The sequence below is a fragment of the Streptomyces sp. NPDC013457 genome (assembly GCF_043089925.1).
Lineage (GTDB): Bacteria > Actinomycetota > Actinomycetes > Streptomycetales > Streptomycetaceae > Streptomyces.
Window position 1 is genome coordinate 370,741 of record NZ_JBICBL010000006.1, and the last position, 20,474, is coordinate 391,214.

18 protein-coding genes are annotated in these 20,474 nt (G+C 72.5%); 7 read left to right on the plus strand and 11 right to left on the minus strand.

Annotated features, from left to right (window positions below; all coding sequences use genetic code 11):
• Window positions 1-107 precede the first annotated feature (107 nt).
• Together ACF1G2_RS18880 and ACF1G2_RS18885 are read right to left on the minus strand one after the other, a co-directional pair.
• Complete coding sequence (locus ACF1G2_RS18880; protein ID WP_391799346.1) at window positions 108-3,104, minus strand: HAMP domain-containing protein; 2,997 nt, start codon at window positions 3,102-3,104, stop codon at window positions 108-110.
• Between the two features lie 181 nt (window positions 3,105-3,285).
• Window positions 3,286-3,717, minus strand: coding sequence for an ATP-binding protein (locus ACF1G2_RS18885; protein WP_391799347.1), 432 nt, complete (start codon window positions 3,715-3,717; stop codon window positions 3,286-3,288).
• A 128-nt stretch (window positions 3,718-3,845) separates the two neighbouring features.
• Between ACF1G2_RS18885 and ACF1G2_RS18890 the strand changes: the two genes are divergently transcribed.
• Window positions 3,846-4,754 carry a SigB/SigF/SigG family RNA polymerase sigma factor gene (locus ACF1G2_RS18890; RefSeq protein WP_391799348.1) on the plus strand — a complete coding sequence of 303 codons (909 nt, stop codon included), beginning with the start codon at window positions 3,846-3,848 and terminating at the stop codon, window positions 4,752-4,754.
• A gap of 112 nt (window positions 4,755-4,866) precedes the next feature.
• Here the strand turns inward: ACF1G2_RS18890 and ACF1G2_RS18895 are convergent, their stop codons facing one another.
• The 3 genes from ACF1G2_RS18895 to ACF1G2_RS18905 all read right to left on the minus strand — a co-directional run bounded on the left by ACF1G2_RS18895 (window position 4,867) and on the right by ACF1G2_RS18905 (window position 6,059).
• Window positions 4,867-5,310 carry an ATP-binding protein gene (locus ACF1G2_RS18895; RefSeq protein WP_391799349.1) on the minus strand — a complete coding sequence of 148 codons (444 nt, stop codon included), beginning with the start codon at window positions 5,308-5,310 and terminating at the stop codon, window positions 4,867-4,869.
• Between the two features lie 21 nt (window positions 5,311-5,331).
• Window positions 5,332-5,691 (minus strand): STAS domain-containing protein, encoded by a 360-nt coding sequence (locus ACF1G2_RS18900; RefSeq protein ID WP_391799350.1) that lies wholly within the window; start codon window positions 5,689-5,691, stop codon window positions 5,332-5,334.
• Window positions 5,692-5,816: 125 nt separating this feature from the next.
• The gene (locus ACF1G2_RS18905; protein WP_391799459.1) at window positions 5,817-6,059 is read right to left on the minus strand and encodes a DUF5133 domain-containing protein; all 243 of its coding nucleotides are present in this window, start codon (window positions 6,057-6,059) and stop codon (window positions 5,817-5,819) included.
• 142 nt (window positions 6,060-6,201) lie between these two features.
• Here ACF1G2_RS18905 and ACF1G2_RS18910 point away from each other — a divergent pair, with 142 nt between their 5' ends.
• Together ACF1G2_RS18910 and ACF1G2_RS18915 are read left to right on the plus strand one after the other, a co-directional pair.
• A complete protein-coding gene (locus ACF1G2_RS18910; RefSeq protein ID WP_391799351.1) occupies window positions 6,202-7,239 on the plus strand; it encodes an NAD-dependent epimerase/dehydratase family protein in 1,038 nt (345 codons plus the stop codon).
• A 153-nt stretch (window positions 7,240-7,392) separates the two neighbouring features.
• Window positions 7,393-7,851 carry a hypothetical protein gene (locus tag ACF1G2_RS18915; RefSeq protein ID WP_391799352.1) on the plus strand — a complete coding sequence of 153 codons (459 nt, stop codon included), beginning with the start codon at window positions 7,393-7,395 and terminating at the stop codon, window positions 7,849-7,851.
• Here ACF1G2_RS18915 and ACF1G2_RS18920 read toward each other — a convergent pair.
• The gene (locus ACF1G2_RS18920) at window positions 7,806-8,696 is read right to left on the minus strand and encodes a glutathione S-transferase C-terminal domain-containing protein (protein ID WP_391799353.1); all 891 of its coding nucleotides are present in this window, start codon (window positions 8,694-8,696) and stop codon (window positions 7,806-7,808) included. The genes ACF1G2_RS18915 and ACF1G2_RS18920 overlap by 46 nt on opposite strands.
• Window positions 8,697-8,917: 221 nt before the next feature.
• Here ACF1G2_RS18920 and ACF1G2_RS18925 point away from each other — a divergent pair, with 221 nt between their 5' ends.
• From ACF1G2_RS18925 to ACF1G2_RS18940, 4 genes are all read left to right on the plus strand, one after another.
• A complete protein-coding gene (locus ACF1G2_RS18925) occupies window positions 8,918-9,376 on the plus strand; it encodes an RrF2 family transcriptional regulator (RefSeq protein WP_391799354.1) in 459 nt (152 codons plus the stop codon).
• Between the two features lie 151 nt (window positions 9,377-9,527).
• The gene (locus ACF1G2_RS18930) at window positions 9,528-10,913 is read left to right on the plus strand and encodes an acyl-CoA dehydrogenase family protein (protein WP_391799355.1); all 1,386 of its coding nucleotides are present in this window, start codon (window positions 9,528-9,530) and stop codon (window positions 10,911-10,913) included.
• Window positions 10,914-11,031: 118 nt separating this feature from the next.
• Window positions 11,032-11,904: a universal stress protein gene (locus ACF1G2_RS18935; protein WP_391799356.1), complete on the plus strand. Its 873-nt coding sequence runs from the start codon at window positions 11,032-11,034 to the stop codon at window positions 11,902-11,904.
• A 154-nt stretch (window positions 11,905-12,058) separates the two neighbouring features.
• Complete coding sequence (locus tag ACF1G2_RS18940; protein ID WP_391799357.1) at window positions 12,059-12,940, plus strand: CAP domain-containing protein; 882 nt, start codon at window positions 12,059-12,061, stop codon at window positions 12,938-12,940.
• 63 nt (window positions 12,941-13,003) lie between these two features.
• On the opposite strand, the gene ACF1G2_RS18945 is transcribed toward ACF1G2_RS18940, so the two are convergent.
• The 5 genes from ACF1G2_RS18945 to ACF1G2_RS18965 form a co-directional block, all read right to left on the minus strand.
• Entirely contained in the window at window positions 13,004-14,539 is a 1,536-nt protein-coding gene (locus ACF1G2_RS18945) for a sigma-70 family RNA polymerase sigma factor (RefSeq protein ID WP_391799358.1), read from the minus strand.
• Between the two features lie 115 nt (window positions 14,540-14,654).
• Window positions 14,655-14,945 carry a hypothetical protein gene (locus ACF1G2_RS18950; protein ID WP_391799359.1) on the minus strand — a complete coding sequence of 97 codons (291 nt, stop codon included), beginning with the start codon at window positions 14,943-14,945 and terminating at the stop codon, window positions 14,655-14,657.
• A 95-nt stretch (window positions 14,946-15,040) separates the two neighbouring features.
• On the minus strand, window positions 15,041-17,260 hold the full coding sequence (locus tag ACF1G2_RS18955) for an NADP-dependent isocitrate dehydrogenase (protein WP_391799360.1): 2,220 nt from the start codon (window positions 17,258-17,260) through the stop codon (window positions 15,041-15,043).
• 45 nt (window positions 17,261-17,305) lie between these two features.
• A complete protein-coding gene (locus tag ACF1G2_RS18960; protein WP_391799361.1) occupies window positions 17,306-18,349 on the minus strand; it encodes a phosphatase PAP2 family protein in 1,044 nt (347 codons plus the stop codon).
• A gap of 258 nt (window positions 18,350-18,607) precedes the next feature.
• A complete protein-coding gene (locus tag ACF1G2_RS18965) occupies window positions 18,608-20,431 on the minus strand; it encodes a glycoside hydrolase family 15 protein (RefSeq protein ID WP_391799362.1) in 1,824 nt (607 codons plus the stop codon).
• Window positions 20,432-20,474 lie beyond the last annotated feature (43 nt).

The following is a 20,474-nucleotide window of genomic DNA, read 5'->3' on the forward strand; positions in this document are numbered from 1 at the left end:
CCCCGGTCGGGGCGTGGCGAGCGCATTCACGGCACGCGCGGCACCGGGTCATCCGGCAGCGCCGCGGCAGGCGTGGCGCTGCCGGATCGGGAGCCGGCCGCCCCGGCTCATGGCTCCGCGCCGTTCCGGCGCGGCGGGGTGGTCAGCCATTGGCGGACCTTGGCCATGAGTTCGTCGGCGTCCACCGGTTTCGCCACGTAGTCGCTGGCGCCCGCCGCGAGGGCCCGGGCGCGGTCGCCCGGCATGGCCTTGGCCGTGACGGCGATGACCGGAAGCCCGCCGCGGCCCGGGAGGCCGCGGATCGCCTCGGTCGTGGCGTAACCGTCCATGCCCGCCATCATCACGTCCATCAGGACGAGTTCGACCTCGTCGTGCTGCTCCAGAAGCGCGAGCGCCGCCCTGCCGCCGTCGGCCTGGAGCACCTGGACACCGTGGCGTTCGAGCATCTCCGTGAGCGCGTAGACGTTGCGCCCGTCGTCGTCGACCACGAGCACCGTACGGCCGGCGGTCCTGGGGTCCTGGACGCCGCCGGCGGACGTTCCGGAGGCGTCGGTGGCCGTGGTGCCGCCCACGTCGGTCCCGGCCGCCTGCGCCCGCGCGCCGGCCTGGGCGGGCCGCGGGGCGGGCAGGTAGAAGGTGAACCGGCTGCCTTTGCCGGGGGTGGAGTGGACATCGATCGCTCCACCGAGCAGCCCGGCCACCTCGCGGCTGATGGAGAGGCCGAGCCCGGTGCCGCCGTATCGGCGGGCCGTCGTCCCGTCCCCCTGCTGGAACGCGTCGAAGATCCCTTCGAGCCGCTCCGCGGGGATGCCCACGCCGGTGTCGGCGACCCGGAAGGCCAGCACGGACCCGCTGCCCCGCAGCGCGACGGGCGGTTCGTCGTCCTCCGCGTACTCGATGACGAACTCCACCCCGCCCTCGTCGGTGAACTTCAGCGCATTGGAGAGGAGGTTGCGCAGGATCTGCCGCAACCGCGACTCGTCGGTGGTCAGTTCTTCGGGCACGTCCGAGGAGACGGTCACCGAGAAGGTGAGGGCGCGCTCGTCGGCCACCGGACCGAACGTCGCCTCCAGGTACTCCAGGAGCTGGTGCAGCGCGAACCGTTCGGGCCGGATGTCCATCTTGCCCGCCTCGACCTTGGACAGGTCGAGGATGTCGTTGATCAGCTGGAGCAGGTCGGATCCGGCCGAGTGGATGACCTCGGCGTAGTCGACCTGCTTCTCCGTCAGGTTCCCCTCGGGGTTCTGCGCGAGCAACCGGGCCAGGATCAGAAGACTGTTGAGCGGCGTGCGCAGCTCGTGGCTCATGTTGGCGAGGAACTCGGACTTGTACATGGACGTCCGGGAGAGCTGCTGGGCCCGCGCCTCCAGCTCCTGCCGGGCCTGTTCGATGACGAGGTTCTTGGACTCGATGTCCTTGTTGCGTTCGGCGAGCAGCGCCGCCTTCTCCTTCAGTTCGGCGTTGGAGCGCTGGAGTTCCTGCTGCCGCGCCTGCAACTCCTGTGAACTGGCACGCAGTTCGTCGGTGAGCCGCTGGGACTGCCCGAGGAGTTCGTCGGTACGGCGGTTGGCGACGAGCGAGCCGACGACGGCGCCCGCGGTGTCGACGAACCGGTCGAGGAAGTCACGGTGGATGGTGGTGAAGGGCAGGAGCGAGGCGAGTTCGACGGCGCCGAGGACCTGGTCCTCGACGACGATCGGAAGGATGATCAGCATGGCCGGTTCGCCGGAACCCGCCCCCGAGGCGATGGTGGCGTACCCGGCGGGGACGCCTTCGACCACGAGCGTGCGCCGGTCGCGGGCCGCCTGGCCCACGAGGGACTGGCCCAGCCGGAAGCGGCGGGCCGGGGCGTCGGGTTCGTCGGAGGAGCCGTAGGCGGCGGTCACCACGAGTTCGGTGCCGCGGTCGTCGTGCCGGGCGAGGAAGAAGGCTCCGTACTGGGCGGAGACCAGCGGCGGCACCTCGGTCATGATGAGTTCGGCGACGTCCGGCAGGCTGCGGGTGCCCTGCATGAGACCGGTGATCCGGGCGATGTTGGTCTTGAGCCAGTCCTGCTCCTCGTTGGCACGGGTCGTGGCGCGCAGCGACTCGACCATCGCGTTGATGTTGTCCCGCAGGTCGCCGACCTCGCCCGGGGCCTCGACGGTGATGGAGCGGGTGAGGTCGCCCTCGGCGACGGCGCTGGTGACCTCGGCGATGGCGCGGACCTGCCGGGTCAGGTTGCCGGCGAGCTCGTTCACGTTCTCGGTGAGCCGCTTCCAGGTGCCGGAGACTCCCTCCACCTCGGCCTGGGCGCCGAGCTTGCCCTCGGTACCGACCTCACGGGCCACCCGGGTGACCTCCGCGGCGAACGAGGACAGCTGGTCGACCATGGTGTTGATGGTCGTCTTCAGCTCCAGGATCTCACCGCGCGCGGCGACGTCGATCCGGCTGGTGAGGTCGCCCTGGGCGACGGCCGTGGTCACCTGGGCGATGTTGCGGACCTGGTTGGTCAGGTTGTCGGCCATCGAGTTGACGTTGTCCGTGAGGTCCTTCCAGGTCCCGGAGACGCCGTGCACGGTGGCCTGGCCACCGAGCTTGCCCTCCGTGCCGACCTCACGGGCCACCCGGGTGACCTCCTCGGCGAACGAGGACAGCCGGTCGACCATCGTGTTGATGGTCTCCTTCAGCTCCAGGATCTCGCCGCGCGCGTCGACGCGGATCTTCCGCGTCAGGTCGCCCTGGGCGACGGCGGTGGCGATCTGGGCGATGGACCGGACCTGGGAGGTCAGATTGTCGGCCATCGTGTTGACGCCGGACGTCAGTTCACGCCACACCCCGCTCACGCGCGGCTCGCGCGCCCGGCCGCCGAGCAGGCCCTGTCCGCCCACCTCCCTGGCGACCCGGGTGACCTCCGAGGTGACCAGGGAGACCTGGTCGACCATGTCGTTGTAGACGGACGCGATCTCGCCGAGGATGCCCCCGGCGGACTCGGGCAGCCGGACGGAGAGGTCACCGTCCCGTACGGCGGTGAGTCCGGCCAGGAGCACGCCGAGCCCGTCCTCACCGAGTCGGTAGGCGGGCGCGTGCGGATCGGGGTGGGGGGGCCGGGGGGAACTCTCCATCGCGGACCTCACGCTCCACGGAGGGGGTACGAGAGCGGTACGGACGCGGCGCCCGCGCCACGGAGGGTCCCGGTACGAGTACCGGGCGCACCCGCGGTGGGGGCCGTTCCGCTTCTCCACTCTAGGCACGCCGTCCCGGGGTCGGCAGCGCCTTCCAGGCAGGGCGCGCGAGTCCGGTGCCTTAGGTCACCGCCATGGCGAACCAGACCGCCTTGCCCTTGCCGCGAGGGACAGAGCCCCACCCTGCGGAGAGCCGCTCCAGCAGGTAGAGCCCGTGGCCCGAGGTGCTGCTCGCCCGGTGCGGACCGCGTGGCCGAGGGTGTACCGGGCTGGTGTCGCTGACCTGGACCCACAGTCGGCGGCCCGTGCGGTCGAGGCGGAGTTCGTACGGGGTTCCCCCGTGGTCGCAGGCGTTGGCCACGACCTCGGAGACGAGCAGCAGGATGTCGTCCACGGCGACGTTCCCGACGACCCGCGCGCCGAACCACTCCTGGAGCGCCCGCCGTGTGAGGTCGCGGCATTCACCGACCACGCCCGGGCCGGCACCCAGCGTGAAAAGCCGGGACCTGTCCCCCGTGCGGGTCGTCATCCCGCCGCTCGGTGCACTCGTCATACGTCTCCGCTTCCCGGTCATTCCGTGTCAAACCACACGGAAGGGGAATGATTGCCCATGGACGCGCGAACGACGGAGCCGGCCGCCATCAGCGGCGGAGGCTCACCCCATCCCTTCCAGGAGTTCTCATGTCCACCCTCCGCAAGCCCACCGACACGACCCGCACTAGAGCCGACGAGGCTGCGGCCGTGCGCGAGCGCGCGCTGGGCGGTCTGCCCGAGATCGACCGGCCCACCGAGGTGAGCACGGCCGACGCGCAGACGCTCTCGACCGCCCTCTTCACCCGCCTGGAGGCGCTGGAGGAGGGCACGGCCGAGCACGCGTACGTGCGGAACACCCTGGTCGAGCTGAACCTCAGCCTGGTGAAGTTCGCCGCCCGCCGGTTCCGGAACCGGGCCGAGCCGGCGGAGGACATCGTCCAGGTCGGCACGATCGGCCTGATCAAGGCGATCGACCGGTTCGAGGTCAGCCGGGAGGTGGAGTTCTCGGCGTTCGCGCTGCCCACGATCGTGGGCGAGATGAAGCGCTTCTTCCGTGACACCAGCTGGGCCGTCCAGGTGCCACGACGGCTCCAGGAGCTGCGCATCGAGCTGGCGAAGGCCGTGGACACGCTGGAGCAGCGCCTCGGCCGGCGCCCGACGCGGGCGGAGCTCTCCGACCATCTGCGCATCGGCGAGGAGAGCGTGGCCGAGGGCGAGCAGGCCTCGAACGGCTATGTCGCCCGGTCGCTCGACACTCCGGCCGGGGACGACGAGTCGGCCGTCACGGCCGGTGCACGACGGCTCGCCGAGGAGGAGCGCGCCTACGAGCTGATCGACGCGCTGGAGTCGCTGAAACCGCTGATCGCGGGGCTCGACGAGCGCGACCGCCTGATACTCGCGCTGCGGTTCGGCGAGGAGCTGACGCAGGCGGAGATCGGCGAGCGTCTCGGCCTCTCCCAGATGCACATCTCGCGCCTGCTGGCGCGCATCCTGGACGAGCTCCGCACGGGCCTCCTGAAGGACCCGGCGGACCACCGGGCCGTGACGCGCCGCTAGGAACGCGCCACGCGTCGCGCCACTGGGAACGCGTCGCCCGGGGAATCGTCGCCGAGAAGGACGCCGCTCTGGCGTGCCGCAAAGGACGCTGCTCGGACGCGACCTTCCCGGTTCAGCGTCCGCCGGCGTGAGGTGCGGGGCGGGTGACCTCCAGCCACACGACCTTGCCGTGGGCACGGGACTCGGAGCCCCAGGCCCCCGCCAGGCGGTCCAGGACCATGAGGCCGTGGCCGCCGGGCAGCGAGGGGGCGCGGGGCTGGCGTCGGCGCGGGTGCTCGGGGTTCCCGTCGGAGACCTCGACCCGCAGGTGGTCGCCCCGGCGGTGCAGGACGAGCTCCTCGGGGCCGTCCGCGTGCAGACAGGCGTTGGTGACGACCTCGGAGACCAGGAGCAGGACGTCCTCCGCCCGCTCGCGGCCCTCGTCGTCCTCCGCGGGGATCCAGCCCCAGTCGCCGAGCGCCTCGGCGGTGAAGTCGCGGCATCGCATCACGACGCCCTTGGTGCCGAACAGCACCAGCCGCCGCACCTGTCCCTCGTCCACGGCTTTCCCGCCCACGACTCCCTCCGCCATCCGCGCCTAGCCGCCGGCCCGCCGGTCGCCGAGCGCCTCGGCCACGTTCTCGTACACCCGGAACACCGTCCGCGCCCCCGTGATCTCGAACATCCGGGCGACGGGCGGGCGGAGACCCGCCAGTTCCAGGCGACCGCCCTCTTCCAGGGCGGCCAGACGGGCGCGGAGCAGCACGTTCAGGCCGGTCGAGTCGCAGAAGCTGAGCTTCTCGCAGTCGACCAGGATCCGTTCCGCGCCGATCCGCTCCTCCAGAGCGCTCCGTAGTGTGTCCGCGGTGTCGTGGTCGAGCTCGCCCGTCAGGGAGAGCACCACGGCACCGGGCTGCGGTCCGGCTTCGGACGTGACGGCGAACCGCTCCGACGTCATCGGATCACCCGCCTCCCTCCATGGTCGTACGAGTCACGGTTCTACCCCTCTCATGCCCCGGAAGGATCCCGCCACGCGGCTCTCGCCCCGACAACCGGGACGACGCGCCCGGGACGCGCCGGCCCTCAGGAGCCGGGGAGGCCTTCCAGTGCAGCCCGCGGCGCGGGGCTCGTCCCTCCCACGTACCGCTCGGCGGCGTGTACGGCCTCGCGCGGGGTCCGCTCCCCCATCAGCACACACAGCGTGTACGCCGTGTCCTCGAACCGCCTGCGGATCGACAGGTCGCACGGCCGGGCCAGGACCACTCTCTCCTGGGCCCGGTAGTGCCGCAGCAGCCGGTCGATCTTGTTTCTGTCGGGCAGCAACATCATGCTCCTCCTGGCGCGGCCCCCACTCCCTCCGTCGCTCCATATTCGGGTCCCCGCCTCACCCGCGCGACCCATGCGGACACGATCCGTCACGGGGCGCGGCCGACATGCGCTTCCGCCGGGAATGACGGAAGGTCGATGCATGAAGGCGAGTACGGGACTGAAGGTCGTCGTGACGGGTGCCACGGGCAATGTCGGAACGAGCCTGACGCGCGTCCTGGCGCGCGAACCCCGGATCGCCTCCGTCCTCGGACTCGCGCGCCGCACCCCCTCGTTGACGCTGGAGAAGACCGAGTGGGCCGAGGTGGACCTGTCGCTGGAGAGCGACGAGCCGCGGCTCGCCGAGTACATCGCGGACGCCGACGCGGTGGTCCATCTGGCATGGCGGTTCCAGCCGACCCACGACCCCGTCGAGACCTGGCGCTCCAACGTCCTCGGGTCGCTGCGGGTCTTCGACGCGGTTGCGGCGGCGCACGTGCCGACCCTGGTGTACGCCTCGTCCGTCGGCGCCTACTCCCCGGGACCGGAGAACGGCCCGCCCGTCTCGGAGTCGTGGCCGACCCATGGCTGGCCGGGCGCCGCGTACACCCGCGAGAAGGCGTATCTGGAACGCGTCCTGGACACCCTCGAGCGCGACCACCCGCAGACCCGCGTGGTCCGGATGCGGCCCTGCTTCCTCTTCAAGGAAGAGGCGGCGAGCGAGCAGCGCCGGATCTTCGCCGGCCGGTACTTTCCCGGCTGGCTGTTCCGCCCCGATCTGCTGCCCCTCCTGCCGGAGCTGCGGGGACTGCGCTTCCAGGCACTGCACACGGACGACGTGGCCGACGCGTACCGCCGTGCGCTCGTACGGGACGTCCGTGGCCCCTTCAACCTCGCGGCGGACCCGGTGATCGACACCGCGGCGCTCTCCTCGCTGCTCGACGCCCGGCCCGTGAAGGTGCCGAGCGGCGCGGCGCGGAGCCTGCTCGCGGCCGCCTGGCACCTGCGGGTGGCGCCCGCCTCGCCCGACCTGTTCGACGCGGTGCTGAGGCTTCCGCTGCTCTCTGCGGACCGGGCGCGGCGGGAACTCGAATGGGAGCCGTCCTCGACCTCGCTGGAGGCGCTGGGAGCCTTCCTGCGGGGTGTACGGGCGGGCAGCGGGGACGCCACCGGGCCGCTCACCGGGCGCCGCGTAGGCTGAGAGGGTACGGGCGCGTCGCGCGCGCCCCCTCCTCGCCGCGCCGCCCATCGCACCAGGTCCCGCCCGCATGCGCGGGGGCGAATCGGGTAGCCGCTGGTGCGTCGTCGTACCGTCCCCTCGTTCGCGAGGCCTGCCCCGGGAGGCGCGCACACCATGGTTTCCCTCGCCGACACGGCCCCGGCTGTACCTCCCCGGGAACGCCCTGCCGTCCGGTTGCTCGGACTGGAGCTGCAGTACACGGGACACGAGGACATCTGCGTACCGGTGCCTGCGGTGGAGAATGCGTCCGCCCCGTTCACGGTGAAGGAAGGCACGGAGTGCCGTGCCGTGGTCCGCTTCCGGGTGGACGGCTCGTCGGTGGCCGGCCTGAAGGTGGTCGACGTCAGGCACCGGGCCGGAGCCGAACTCGGCGGCCGCGAGGTGGCGCTCGGGGACTTCCGGCACGGCGGCCCGTACGAACTGGCACTCCCGCCCGAGCGGGTTCCCAACGGCCCGCGGGCCCGGGGTCTGTACGAGGTGAGCGCGGCGCTCGTCGACGGCGAGGGGCGGGTGCTCGACCGGAGCAGCTACCGCTTCGAGGTCAGGAAGGACTGGGAGCCCGCCTCCGCCTGAGGGCCACCGAAGGCGAGGGGGCTCAGGGTTTCGGGGCCGGCCCCGTCGTCGAGCGCGGACGCGAACGCCGGGTGTGCGGAGAGGCGTCGGGCGTAGGACCAGAGCGTCCGGTGCTCCGCGATCCGGTCCTGGGTGGCGGGGTCGAGCTGCCCACGATGAACCGTGTCGAGGTGGACGAGCGTCACCCACACATGGACGTCGGCCGCGGTGAGGGTGTCGCCGAGAACGTACGGCTGCCGCTCCAGCACGCTCTCCAGCTCGCCGAGGGCGGCGAAGAGGACGACGAGCGGGCCCTGACGGGCGGCTTCCGCGTCGAGCCCCGGCTGCCCCGCGTCCCGCGCGGCGCCTTCGATGCCGCGGGTGCAGAGGTCGCCGATCGCCTCGGTCTCCGCGTCGCACCCCGGAGGCAGCAGGTCGGGCCGGTCCGGGCAGCGGAACCGGAGGGCGAGGTCGCGCAGGATGTCGGGTGCGTGGGTGCTGACGATCCGGCCGGTCCACCGGTCGCTGAGGACGGGCGCGGCCGCGGGCCCGGCGTACTGATGGGCGCTGGCCTCGTACAGGGCGCGCAGAGCGGTGTAGCCACCGCCGGGCGCGTCGGGGGTGGCGGGGAGGCAGGTCAGCGGGACGGTCTCCTGGAGACCGAGGAGGGCGTGGGTGACGGCGATGCGCAGACAGCCGGGACAGCCGCGCGCCACATGGAGCCGGTAGCGGTGCGGAACGGGGTAGTGGCCGCTTCGGACGTCCTGACCGATCCGGCCGGAGAAGGCGGGCCGGGCGGCCGCCGGGGGGACGAACGGGGCGAGGTACGGCGGTGCGTACGGGCCGAGGTGCTGGATGACGGACATGCTTCTCCCTCAGGGTGCTCGGTGTTGGGTCACGACAGCGCTCGACGATGTCGGCACCCGCCCGGAGGCAGCGGCGTTTCCCATCATTCCCTACCTGTTCACTCGGATTCCCGTCCCCGAGTGTCGGCGCGGTCACGGTCCGCGTCAAGGGCGCGGACCTCCCCGGACACGCCTCCCCCGGCCGTACGAATCCGGTCACGCACGTGCGGAATAATGCGGTCATGCGCATCTCAGCCAGGGCCGACTACGCGGTACGCGCCGCGCTTCAGCTGGCCGCCGCCCAGGACACGGGGCCGGTGAAGGCCGAGGCGATCGCCGACGACCAGGACATCTCGCACAAGTTCCTGGAGGGGATCCTCGGCGACATGCGCCGGGGCGGGCTGGTGCAGAGCCAGCGCGGCGGGAACGGCGGGTACTGGCTGGCCAGGCCGGCGGAGTCGATCACCGTCGCGGACGTCATCCGCTGCGTGGACGGCCCCTTGGTGTCCGTCCGCGGGGTCCGGCCGCCAGAGCTGTCGTACACGGGTCCGGCGGAGTCCCTGCTGACTCTCTGGATCGCGCTGCGGGCGAACGTGCGCCAGGTCCTCGACGGGGTCTCCCTCGCGGATCTCGCGGCGGCGAGGCTGCCGACCGAGATCTCCGGGCTCGCCGAGGCGCCGGACGCCTGGACCAACCCCTGACCCGCCCCTGACCGGCCTTTGGCTCTCCGCCCACGCGTCTCGCCTCACGAGATTCAACTGTCCATGATGTGAACGCCTCTTGGCGTCGGGGCGACCCTCTGAAAGTATCCCTACCATTCCAGTGGGAAACCTAGGGAACCTGAGAGGTGACGTGAGAACGCCGAAGAAGTCAGCGCTGCGCCCCACCTCCCGACCGGCCGGCCGCCGTGGTGACGACGAGATCTGGCCCCGCGTCACCCGGGAGCTCGCCGACGACCTGGCCTTCGACGCCCCGGCCAGGGACCGGGCGGGCAAGCCTCCGTTCGACGAGGTGGCCCGGCTCCAGGAGGCCGGACTGCCCGCACTGCTCGCTCCGCCGGGTCCGGGCGGCCGGGGCACCGACTGGCGGGCGGCCTGCGCGGTCGTCCGGGAGATATCCGCGGCCGACAGCTCGATCGGCGAACTCCTCGCCCACCATCACGTCCTCTCCTGGACCGCCCGCTTCCTCACCGGCGGCGAGGCATCCGCCCTCGTGAGCGAGGCATCCGCCCCCGTGGGTGAGGCATCCGGCCGCGTGGGCGAGGCACCCGGCCCCGCGAGTGAGCCGCACGGCGCCTTCGAGGGCGCCACGGCACGAGAGGGCCGGCTGCTGGCCGGCGGCATCGAGCCGTCCCGTACTCCCGGGGAACCCGGCCTCACCCTCACCCCGGCGCCGGGCGGACACGTCCTCCACGGGCGCCGTTCCTTCGCCTCTGGCGTGAGCGTCGCCGACCGACTCGTCGTCGGGGCGCGCTGTACGGAGACCGGGGAGCTGCTCGTCGTCCTGGTGGACCCGGCGGATCCGGCGGTCTTCACCGAGCCTGCGGCCGAGCGGGTCGGGCAGCGCCTCGCGGGCGCCGGGACGGTGACGTTCGATCAGGTACGGGTGGACGCGCGGAACGTGCTCGGTTCGCTCCCCCGCGACGAGCACGCCGTCCCGCCCTTCACGACGCTGGCCCCGCTCGCGCTCCGTCTCCTCCTCGTCCATGTCGGGCTCGGCATCGCCGAAGGCGCGCTGGCCGAGGCCCGGGACGTCAGTCGCGCGACCCGGGCCGTCCCCCGGCACCTCGCCCGTTCCGCCGGATCGCGTACGGGCACGCCCGACGACCCGCTCGACGACGCGTTCGGCAGCGAGGACCCGTTCCTCCTGCTGGCGTACGGGGAGCTGGCCACCTCCGCCCATGCCGCCGCGGCCGTCGTCGAGCGGGCGACGGACGCCCTGGCGCGCGGTCTGATGGCAGGAGACGCGCTCGGGGTCGAGGAGCGCGCCGACATCGCCGTCCTGGTCGCCGCTGCCGAGGCCGTGACGAGCCGGGCGGCGGTACGGATCACGAGCCGGATCCTCGAACTCGTCGACACCACGGAGCCCGCCGGCGCCCCTGGCGGCGGCCCCGGCTTCGACCGCTTCTGGCGCAACGCCCGCGCCCTGACGGCCCGGACGTCCGCCGCGCACCGTATGCGCGACATCGGCGACCACTACCTCCACGGCACGCGGCCAGGGCTCAGACTGCTCGCGTGACGTGCCGGGTCGGCGTGTCGGGACCTCCGGCCCTCTCGTCGTGCGGCGGTTTGACCCAAGCTCAGGAGGAAAGGCGCCGGTCGACAGGCCGGAGTCGTTGAGTGAGGGAGGCAGCCTGATGAGCCGTGGGATCGTCGCCGGAGTGGACGGTTCGCCCGAGAGTCTGGCAGCGGCGGACTGGGCCGCGCGGGAGGCCGTGCACCGCGGACTCGCCCTGCGGCTGGTCCACGCCTGGCGGCCGCAGCCCTTCGACCTCCCGCTGACGCAGGACCCGGTGCATCAGGAACACCTGGCCGACAAGGTGGTGCGCGGGACCGAGTCGACGATCGCCTCGCGGTTCCCCGGCCTCGCCCTCACCGCAGAGGTCCTGCCCGACTCGCCGGTCGCCGCGCTGCTGAGCACCGAGGAGCGGGCCGAGATGCTCGTCATCGGCTCGCGCGGGTACGGCCCGGTGAAGGGGTTCCTGCTCGGCTCACACGGTCAGCAGATCATCGCGGGCGCCACCCGGCCTGTCGTGGCGGTCCGTGCGCACGGTGGCGAGGAGCCGGACCCCGAGGGCGGCGAGATCGTCGTCGGTCAGCTGGGCGGGCCGGAGGACAGCGCCCCCGCGCTGGAGTTCGCGTTCGCGACGGCGGCGGCGCGCGGTGCGTCCGTACGGGCCGTACGGGCGTGGAACCTGCCGTCCCTGTACGCCTACAGCCCCGGGTCGATGGCGCTCGCCGACGAGGCCGGCGGGCTCGTCCCGTACGAGGAGAAGGCGCTGCGCGAGGCTCTGGCGCCATGGCGGGAGCGGTACCCGGAGGTCCGGGTGACGGAGCAGGTGGAGATCGGGAGCGCCGCGCAGGTGCTGCTCAGCTCGTCGGGCGGTGCGTGGCTGCTCGTGGTCGGGCGGCGGGCCCGGCGCGGGGCGGTCGGCCCCCGGATCGGTTCGGTGGCGCACGCGGCCCTCCATCTGGCTCCGTGCCCGGTGGCGGTCGTGCCGCACGGGTGATGCGGTGGCGCTACGGGTTGACCCGGCGGGGTGACGCGGCAGGTTGACGCGGTGTGTCGGCTGGTCCAGGCCCGGAAAGGGTCATGACCGCCGCCCCGGCGGCTCTCCCCCTCCGCCGGACCGTCCGGCGGGCCCGGAGAAGAGAGCGGAGCCCATGGAGCACCACGACGAGCCACGCCCCCACGAGCAGCGGACGCACGGCGGTGGCCGGCACCGCAGAGGCGGGAGTCCTCGGCGCAGGGCCGGGCGGGCGCCCTCCTTCCGTACCAGCGTGGCGCTCGCGGGTGCGGCCACGGCGGTGCTGACGGTCGCTGCCGGGGCGTACGTGGCGTCCCTGGGGAGCCCCTCAGGCACGGACACCCGTTCGGAGGGGGGCGCCCTGACGAATGTGGCGCCCCTCATCGGGAGGTCCGCGCCACCGCCCCAGGGTCCGTCCGCACCGGCAACCTCGCCGGCCACCCCGGCCGGGGCCACCGGCACCGGGGTCACCCCGTCGGTGACGCCCTCGCCGCCCCGGTCCGCACCCCCGGCACCCGCCCCCAAGGGGTCCGCGTCCGACTCGGCGTCGGCGGCTCAGGCGCCTTCCCGGGCCCCCGCGTCCGAGAAGGCGGTGGTCGCCGCGGCCCCGCAACCGGGCGGTGCCGGGACGTCCGCGCAGTTCGTCGAGCAGGTCGTCGCGCTCGTCAACACCGAGCGGGAGAAGGCCGGTTGCTCCCCGCTGCGCGCCGACGGCCGGCTGCACGAGTCGGCACAGGCGCACGCGGACGACATGGCGGACCGCGACTACTACGCCCACACCACCCCCGAGGGCCGGGACGCGGGCGACCGCATCACGGCGGCCGGGTACACCTGGTCGAGCTGGGCGGAGAACATCCACCGCGGCCCCAAAACCCCCGTGGAGGCGATGGAGGACTGGATGAACAGCGACGGACACCGCCGCAACATCCTCAACTGCTCGTTCAAGGACCTCGGCGTCGGAGTGGCGCTGACCTCCGGCGGCCCCTGGTGGGTGCAGAACTTCGGCGTCCGGCGCTGACCCGCTGCCCCGGTGCGGCGGTACGGTGCTGCGGCCCGGTGGGCCCGGTGCGGCGGTACGGGCTCAGGAGGCGGGCGTGGCCAGCTTCTGCACCCAGACCGTGCCGTCGGGACCCGGCACGGCGGCGACGCCGGTGTCGCGGTAGCGACAGTTCAGCATGTTCTGCTGGTGCATCGCGCCGTCCATCCAGCCGTCGAAGACGTCGGCCGGATCGGACGCGCCGCGCGCCAGGTTCTCGGCCCAGGCGGACCAGGCGTACCCGGCGGCCGTGATCCGCGCGTCGGCGAAGCGTCCCTCGGGACTGCTGTGCGCGTAGTAGCCGCGGCGCACCATGTCCCGGGCGTAGGCGCGGGCCGCCTCGGCGAGGCGGGGATCGTTCCTCAGGGGTTTGCATCCCGCCTCCGCCCGCCGCTGGTTGACCAGGCGGTTCAGCCGCTCCTCGGGGGTGGCCGTCCGTGTCGGGGTGGGCGTCGGGGTCGGGGTGGGGGTGGGCGAGGGTGTGGTGGGGCTGGGCAGGGGCGGGGTGGTGGTCGGGGCCGGGGGCGGGGCCGCCACAGGAGGGACCGGGGGCGCGGGCTTGCGGGCATCCGGCTCGGAGGGCACCAGCAGGATGATCCCGCCGAGCACACCGAGGGTGACCGCCCCGGCGACCCAGGCCCGCCGCAGCGAGCCCCCGGCCGCCCCGCCCGCCCCGGCCCCGGTGTCCAGAGGAATCGGGTCCGCCGGCGCGCCAGCGTACGGGGCCGGTTCGGATCCGGTGGTCGGGTACGGAGCCGGGTTCGCCGCGTCCGCCGCCCAGGCGACCGTCTCCGCTCCCTGCGGCGGCGTGGCCCAGAGCAGGAGCGGGGGTACGAGGGCCAGGCCCACCAGCAGCGCCTCGGCGGGGGCGAGGTTCGCTCCGGCGGGGACGCACCGGGCGCAGCTCGTCACATGGCGGGCGAGGCGCTTGCGCCAGAGCGGGGAGGGCCGGCCGTCCCAGTCCGCGGTGAGCTGCGCGAGCTCCGCGCAGGTCGGCCGCCCCGCCAGGGCGCGTACGACCTCCCGGCCCGTCTCCAGGCGCTCCTTCATCCGCTGGACGCGGACGGCCGCGTGGGCGGTGGTGACCTCCAGCGCCTCGGCCAGCTCCGCGCGGCTGAGTTCGCCGCCGGCCTCCAGCCACCACAGGGCGAGCACCTCGCGGTCGCTCTCGTCGAGCCAGCGGGTCGCCTCGGCGACCTCGCGCCGCTGGCCGGAGAGCCCGAGCCGCAGGATGGTCACGTCGACGAAGTCACCGTCGGGGTCGGCGAGCTCGGCGGCCCGGTCGAGGCCCGGGACGGGTCCGTTCTGGCGTTCGCGCCAGCGCCGGCGGATCTGGTTCATCGCGATGGCGACGAGCCAGGACCGGAAGCGCTCGGGGTCCCGGAGGCCGGGGAGTCCGTCGAGGGCGCGGACCATCGTCTCCTGGACGACGTCGTCGACGTCCGCGTGGCCGTCGAGCGCCCGGCCGACGATGTTGTAGACCAGCGGAAGGTAGGCGCGTATCAGCAGCTCGCCGGCTTCGGTGTCTCCGGCCGCGGCCGCGTCCACCAGTGCGGCCGTGCCGCGCTCGTCGCTGTGCATGTGCCCTGCTCCCTCGTACCTGGGTCTGTCCGTCCCCGTCGTGAGGAGACCCGTGGGAGCGGGCGGGATAACACTTCGCGGCCGGGGACGCGAGGTTACCGGGCCGCCGGGCAGGCTATGCGGGTGGGTGGGGCATGGACGGCACGGTCGCCTCGTGCCCTGCCCGTACGGCCTCGACGGCGGCCTCGTGGAGTTCGCGGCTCTCCGCCTCGGAGGAGCACGGCACCGGACTCCCCGACATCGTGAACCAGTCGGATGCGCCGGTGTACTGCACGGCTACGCGTGCTTCCCCATCTGCCCAGGTGGTGTGCACGGTCAGGTCGCCGGTGACCGTACCGACTTCCTCGGTGAGCACCCCACCCCGCCCGGTGTAGACGCCGGGGGTCGTCCATGAAGCCCAGCTCATCCATCCAGGTTCACACCCGGATGCCACATGCGCCACCGACGGGACCGCCCCGGCCGGAGAATTCCGGCCGGGGCGGCTGAGCTGTCGTTCCGCGATCAGACGAGGGAGGCGATGGCCTCGTTGAAGGTGGCGGACGGACGCATCACGGCCGCGGCCTTGGCCGGGTCGGGCTGGTAGTAGCCGCCGATGTCGGCCGGGGAGCCCTGGACCGCGTTGAGCTCGGAGACGATGGTCTCCTCCTGCTCGGTCAGGGTCTTGGCCAGGCCCGCGAAGGCCTCCGCGAGCTGCGCGTCGTCGGTCTGCCTGGCCAGCTCCTGGGCCCAGTACAGGGCCAGGTAGAAGTGGCTGCCGCGGTTGTCGATACCACCGACGCGACGGGTCGGCGACTTGTCCTCGTTGAGGAACGTGCCGGTGGCGCGGTCGAGGGTGTCGGCCAGGACCTGGGCGCGGGAGTTGCCCGTGGTGGTGGCCAGGTGCTCGAAGCTGGCGGCCAGGGCGAAGAACTCGCCCAGCGAGTCCCAGCGGAGGTAGTTCTCCTTGACGAGCTGCTGGACGTGCTTCGGGGCGGAGCCGCCGGCGCCCGTCTCGAACAGGCCGCCGCCCGCCATCAGCGGGACGACCGACAGCATCTTGGCGCTGGTGCCCAGCTCCAGGATCGGGAAGAGGTCGGTCAGGTAGTCACGGAGGACGTTGCCGGTGACGGAGATGGTGTCCTCGCCGCGGCGGATGCGCTCCAGGGAGAACTTCGTGGCCTCGACCGGGGAGAGGATCTTGATCTCCAGGCCCTCGGTGTCGTGCTCCGGCAGGTACTGCTCGACCTTGGCGATGAGCCGCGCGTCGTGGGCGCGGGTCTCGTCCAGCCAGAAGACGGCCGGGGCGCCGGTGGCGCGGGCGCGGGTGACGGCGAGCTTGACCCAGTCCTGGATCGGCAGGTCCTTGGTCTGGCAGGCGCGGAAGATGTCGCCCTCGGCGACCTCCTGCTCCAGGACCACGTTGCCGGCCGCGTCGACGAGACGGACGGTGCCGGCCGCGGCGATCTCGAAGGTCTTGTCGTGGGAGCCGTACTCCTCGGCCTTCTGCGCCATCAGACCGACGTTCGGGACGGAGCCCATGGTCGACGGGTCGAAGGCGCCGTGGGCGCGGCAGTCGTCGAGGACGGCCTGGTAGACACCGGAGTAGCTGCTGTCCGGGAGGACGGCGAGAGTGTCGGCCTCCTGGCCGTCCGGGCCCCACATGTGGCCGGAGGTGCGGATCATGGCCGGCATCGAGGCGTCCACGATGACGTCGGACGGCACGTGCAGGTTGGTGATGCCCCTGTCGGAGTCGACCATGGCGAGGGCCGGGCCCTCGGCGATCTCGGCCTCGAAGGACGCCTTGATCTCGGCGCCGTCCGGGAGGGCGGCGAGGCCGTTGAGGATGCCGCCGAGGCCGTCGTTCGGGGAGAGGCCCGCGGCGGCCAGCGCCGCACCGTGCGCGGCGAAGGTCTTCGGGAAGAAGGCGCGTACGACGTGGCCGAAGACGATCGGGTCGGAGACCTTCATCATCGTGGCCTTGAGGTGCACGGAGAACAGGACGTCCTCGGCCTTGGCGCGGGCGACCTGCTCGGAGAGGAAGGTGCGCAGGGCGGCGACGCGCATCACGGAGGCGTCGACGACCTCGCCGGCGAGGACGGGGACCGACTCGCGCAGGACGGTGGTGGTGCCGTCGGCGGCGACGTGCTCGATGCGCAGGGCGCCGGCCTCGCTGACGACGGCGGACTTCTCGGTGGAGCGGAAGTCGTTCTGGCCCATCGTCGCGACGTTGGTCTTGGAGTCCGAGCTCCAGGCGCCCATGCGGTGCGGGTGGGTCTTGGCGTAGTTCTTGACCGAGCCGGGGGCGCGGCGGTCGGAGTTGCCCTCGCGCAGGACCGGGTTGACGGCGCTGCCCTTGACCTTGTCGTACCGGGCGCGTACGTCCTTGTCCTCATCGGTCTGCGGGTCGTCCGGGTAGTCCGGGAGGGCGTAGCCCTGCGCCTGGAGCTCGGCGATCGCGGCCTTCAGCTGCGGGATGGAGGCCGAGATGTTCGGCAGCTTGATGATGTTGGCCTCGGCCGTCTTGGCCAGGGCGCCGAGCTCGGCGAGGGCGTCGTCGATGCGCTGCCCCTCTTCGAGACGCTCGGGGAATCCGGCGATGATGCGCCCGGCCAGGGAGATGTCACGGGTCTCGACATTGACTCCGGCCGTCGAGGCGTAGGCCTGGATCACGGGCAGGAACGAGTACGTCGCCAGGGCGGGCGCCTCGTCAGTGTGGGTGTAGATGATGGTCGAGTCAGTCACCGGGTGTGCTCCGCTCCACGTCTGCGTCTGCGAGATTGCTCGACATCAAGATATCTCGTGATCGGCCTCGGTGGGAAAGGGCCCTGTCGGCTCCGTCGCGACGGTGCCTGTGAGCCGGTACGGGACGGGCGTGGCGCCCAGGTCGACGCGGCGGAGCAGGGCGAGCAGCACGAGCGTGACCGCTGCGCCCGCCCCGGCGACGAGGGCTTGCCCGGCCCGGTAGGCGAGGCGCGGGACGGACGGGTCGGTGGGTTCCAGGACGAACATGGAGTCGACCAGGAGGACGGTCCCGGTGCCGAGGCCGCCCACCGCGACGAGCGCGAGGGGCGCAACGACGAAGAGCGTGCGGATCGGGAAGCGCCGGGTGAGTGCGGGGGCGACCTTCCCGCGCCGGGCGAGGACCGCGATCAGCCCGCAGGCCACGGCGAGGACGAGCAGGTCGGCGCCGATCACGTCACTGGGGCGGTGCCATCCGGCGGCCACCGTGTACGCGCCCACGGCCAGGGCCCACAGGGCGCAGAGGCCCACGGCGAGAGTGCGCGCCCCGTAGGGGACGACGAGGGTGAGCCCGAACATGACGCTCATCGCGATGGCGGTGTGCCCACTGGGGAAGCTGTTCGGCGACAGGTGCGCAGGGGCCTCTGCGAGGTCCGGACGGGCCAGGAGGAAGCGCCCGAGCACCTCGGCGAGGAAGAGGGACGCGGCGACGGTGCCCAGGGCGGCGACCGTGAGCGCATACCGCCGGCGCAGCATCCCGATCGCGGTCAGGACGAGCAGGGCGACGGCGAGGGAGTAGACGGTGATGTGCTGGAGGGCGCGGTTCGTCTCGTGGGCGGCGGCGAGCGTCTCGTCGGTGAAGCGGCCGGCGAGGACGGCGTTCTCCCAGCGCTGGCCCGTCGCGGTCAGGACGAGTCCGGCGTAGACGACTGCCGTGAGCAGCACCGAGCCGAGGCAGGCACGGCGCATCCGCTTGCGTACCCTGGTGCTGAAGGAGTCGGCCGCTTCACCGGCGACGGCGGCGTACCACCAGGTGCCGTTCTCCAGCGTCGGCACTCTGCCGTCGGTGCGGAGCCTGTCGTAGGGAGCCATGCTCCGATTCGAACCCGATGGCGTCCGGCGCGCCCGCTGGACGCACCCGAACGAATCGCCGAGCGGTACTTGCGGCGCCTGTGACGGTCGTGGGGCGTCGGGCGTCGGCCGGTCTGCTCGTCAGCCGTCCTCGCGGGGCCACTGGGCGTACCCGGCGAGGCCGAGACCGCGGAGCAGCCCCACCAGACCGACAGCCCAGCCGAAGTGCCACGACATGCCCGGCCTTCCCTCCGCACCTCCGCGCCGGCGCCGGGCGGATCATGCCACAGCGGACCGTCCCGCGGGTGAACGAGCGTGGCGGCGCGTGCCGAAGAGGGTGAACGCCGTGTTCACCAGGGCCACGTGACTGAGCGCCTGGGGCGTGTTCCCGAGCTGGCGGCCCGCGTGCGGGTCCCACTCCTCGGCGAGCAGCCCCACGTCGTTGCGGACGTCGAGGACGCGCTCGAAGGCGGTACGGGCCTCGGCCGGCCGGCCCGTCATCGCCAGGGCGTCGGCGTACCAGAACGTACAGGCCAGGAAGGCTCCTTCGGCGCCGTCCAGGCCGTCCACCTCGTGCACCTCGCCGTTGCCGACGTCCGCGTACCGGCGGACGAATCCGCGGTCGTCGAGCCGGCCCATCGCCTCGACCGTGCTCAGTACGCGCGGGTCGGACGGCGGAAGGAAGCCGAGCCTGGGAATCAGCAGCGCCGTCGCGTCGATGCGCCGGGCGCCGTAGTACTGGACGAACGACTGCTGCTCGTCGCTCCAGCCCCGCGCGCACACCTCGTCGCGCAGTTCGCTCCGCATGGCCTGCCAGCGCTGGACGGAGGCGCGCAGACCGGCGACGCGGGCGAGGCGCACGGCGCGGTCGGCGGCGACCCAGGCCATGACCTTGGAGTGGACGAAGTGGCGTCGCGGACCGCGCACTTCCCAGATGCCCTCGTCGGGTTCCCGCCGGCGCTTGTCCACGTAGTCCAGGAGGGAGGCCACCAGGCTCCAGACGTGCGGGTCGATGGCGACTCCGGCGCGTACGGCCGAGTAGATCGTGCTCAACACCTCGCCATAGATGTCCAGTTGGAACTGGTCGACGGCCGCGTTGCCGAACCGGACCGGCGTGGAGTTCTCGTAGCCGGGCAGCCAGTCGGCACGCACCTCGGGAAGGTTGCGCTGGCCGGCCACGCCGTAGAGCGGCTGGAGGTCGGACGGGTCGCCCGCGACGGCGCGCACGAGCCAGTCCTTCCAGGCGAACGCCTCGCGCCGGAATCCGCTGCGCAGGAGGCAGGACAGGGTGAAGGTGGAGTCGCGCAGCCAGCAGAACCGATAGTCCCAATTCCGTTCTCCCCCGATGCGTTCGGGGAGTGAGGCGGTCGCCGCGGCGACAATGCCGCCGGTCGGTTCGTACGTGAGGGCCTTGAGGGTGACGAGCGATCGGAGAACGGCATCACGGAAGGGACCCTCGTACCGGAATTGCGCTGTCCATTCGTCCCAGAAGGCGAGCGTGCGCGTCAATTCCGCCGCCACGTCGGGTTCCGGGGGCGGTGCGGAATGGGAGGGGCTCCAGGCGAGGACGAAGGGAATGCGCTGACCCGCCGTCACCGATGCGTCGAGCGTGATGCATTCGTCGGTGACACCGATCTCGACGCCCGGCCCGCACCGCAGATGGGCGGCGTCCGGGCCGGCCACGGTCGCCACCGTACGGCGGTCGACACGCCGCGCCCAGGGGACCACGCTGCCGTGATAGAAGCGCATCCTCAACTCGCCGTGCAGGTCGACGCGTCCGGAGACGCCCTCCACCAACCGGATGATCTGAGGCGTCCGTTCACGCGGGGGCATGAAGTCGATGATGCGCACCGCGCCGGATACGGATTCCCAGACCGACTCGAGGACGAGTGAATCGCCTCGGTAACTCCGGCGACTGCACAGACGATTTCCGACGGGCGCCAGACTCCACGCCCCGTGGGACTCGTCTCCGAGGAGTGCGGCGAAACAGGCGGGCGAGTCGAAGCGAGGCGTACACCACCAGTCGACAGCTCCGTCCTTTCCGATGAGGGCAGCCGTCTCCAGATCGCCGATAAGGGCGTAGTCTTCAATTCGCCCTGCCATGAACGGATTGTATACCGCGAGGAATGCGGCGCACGGACGGAGA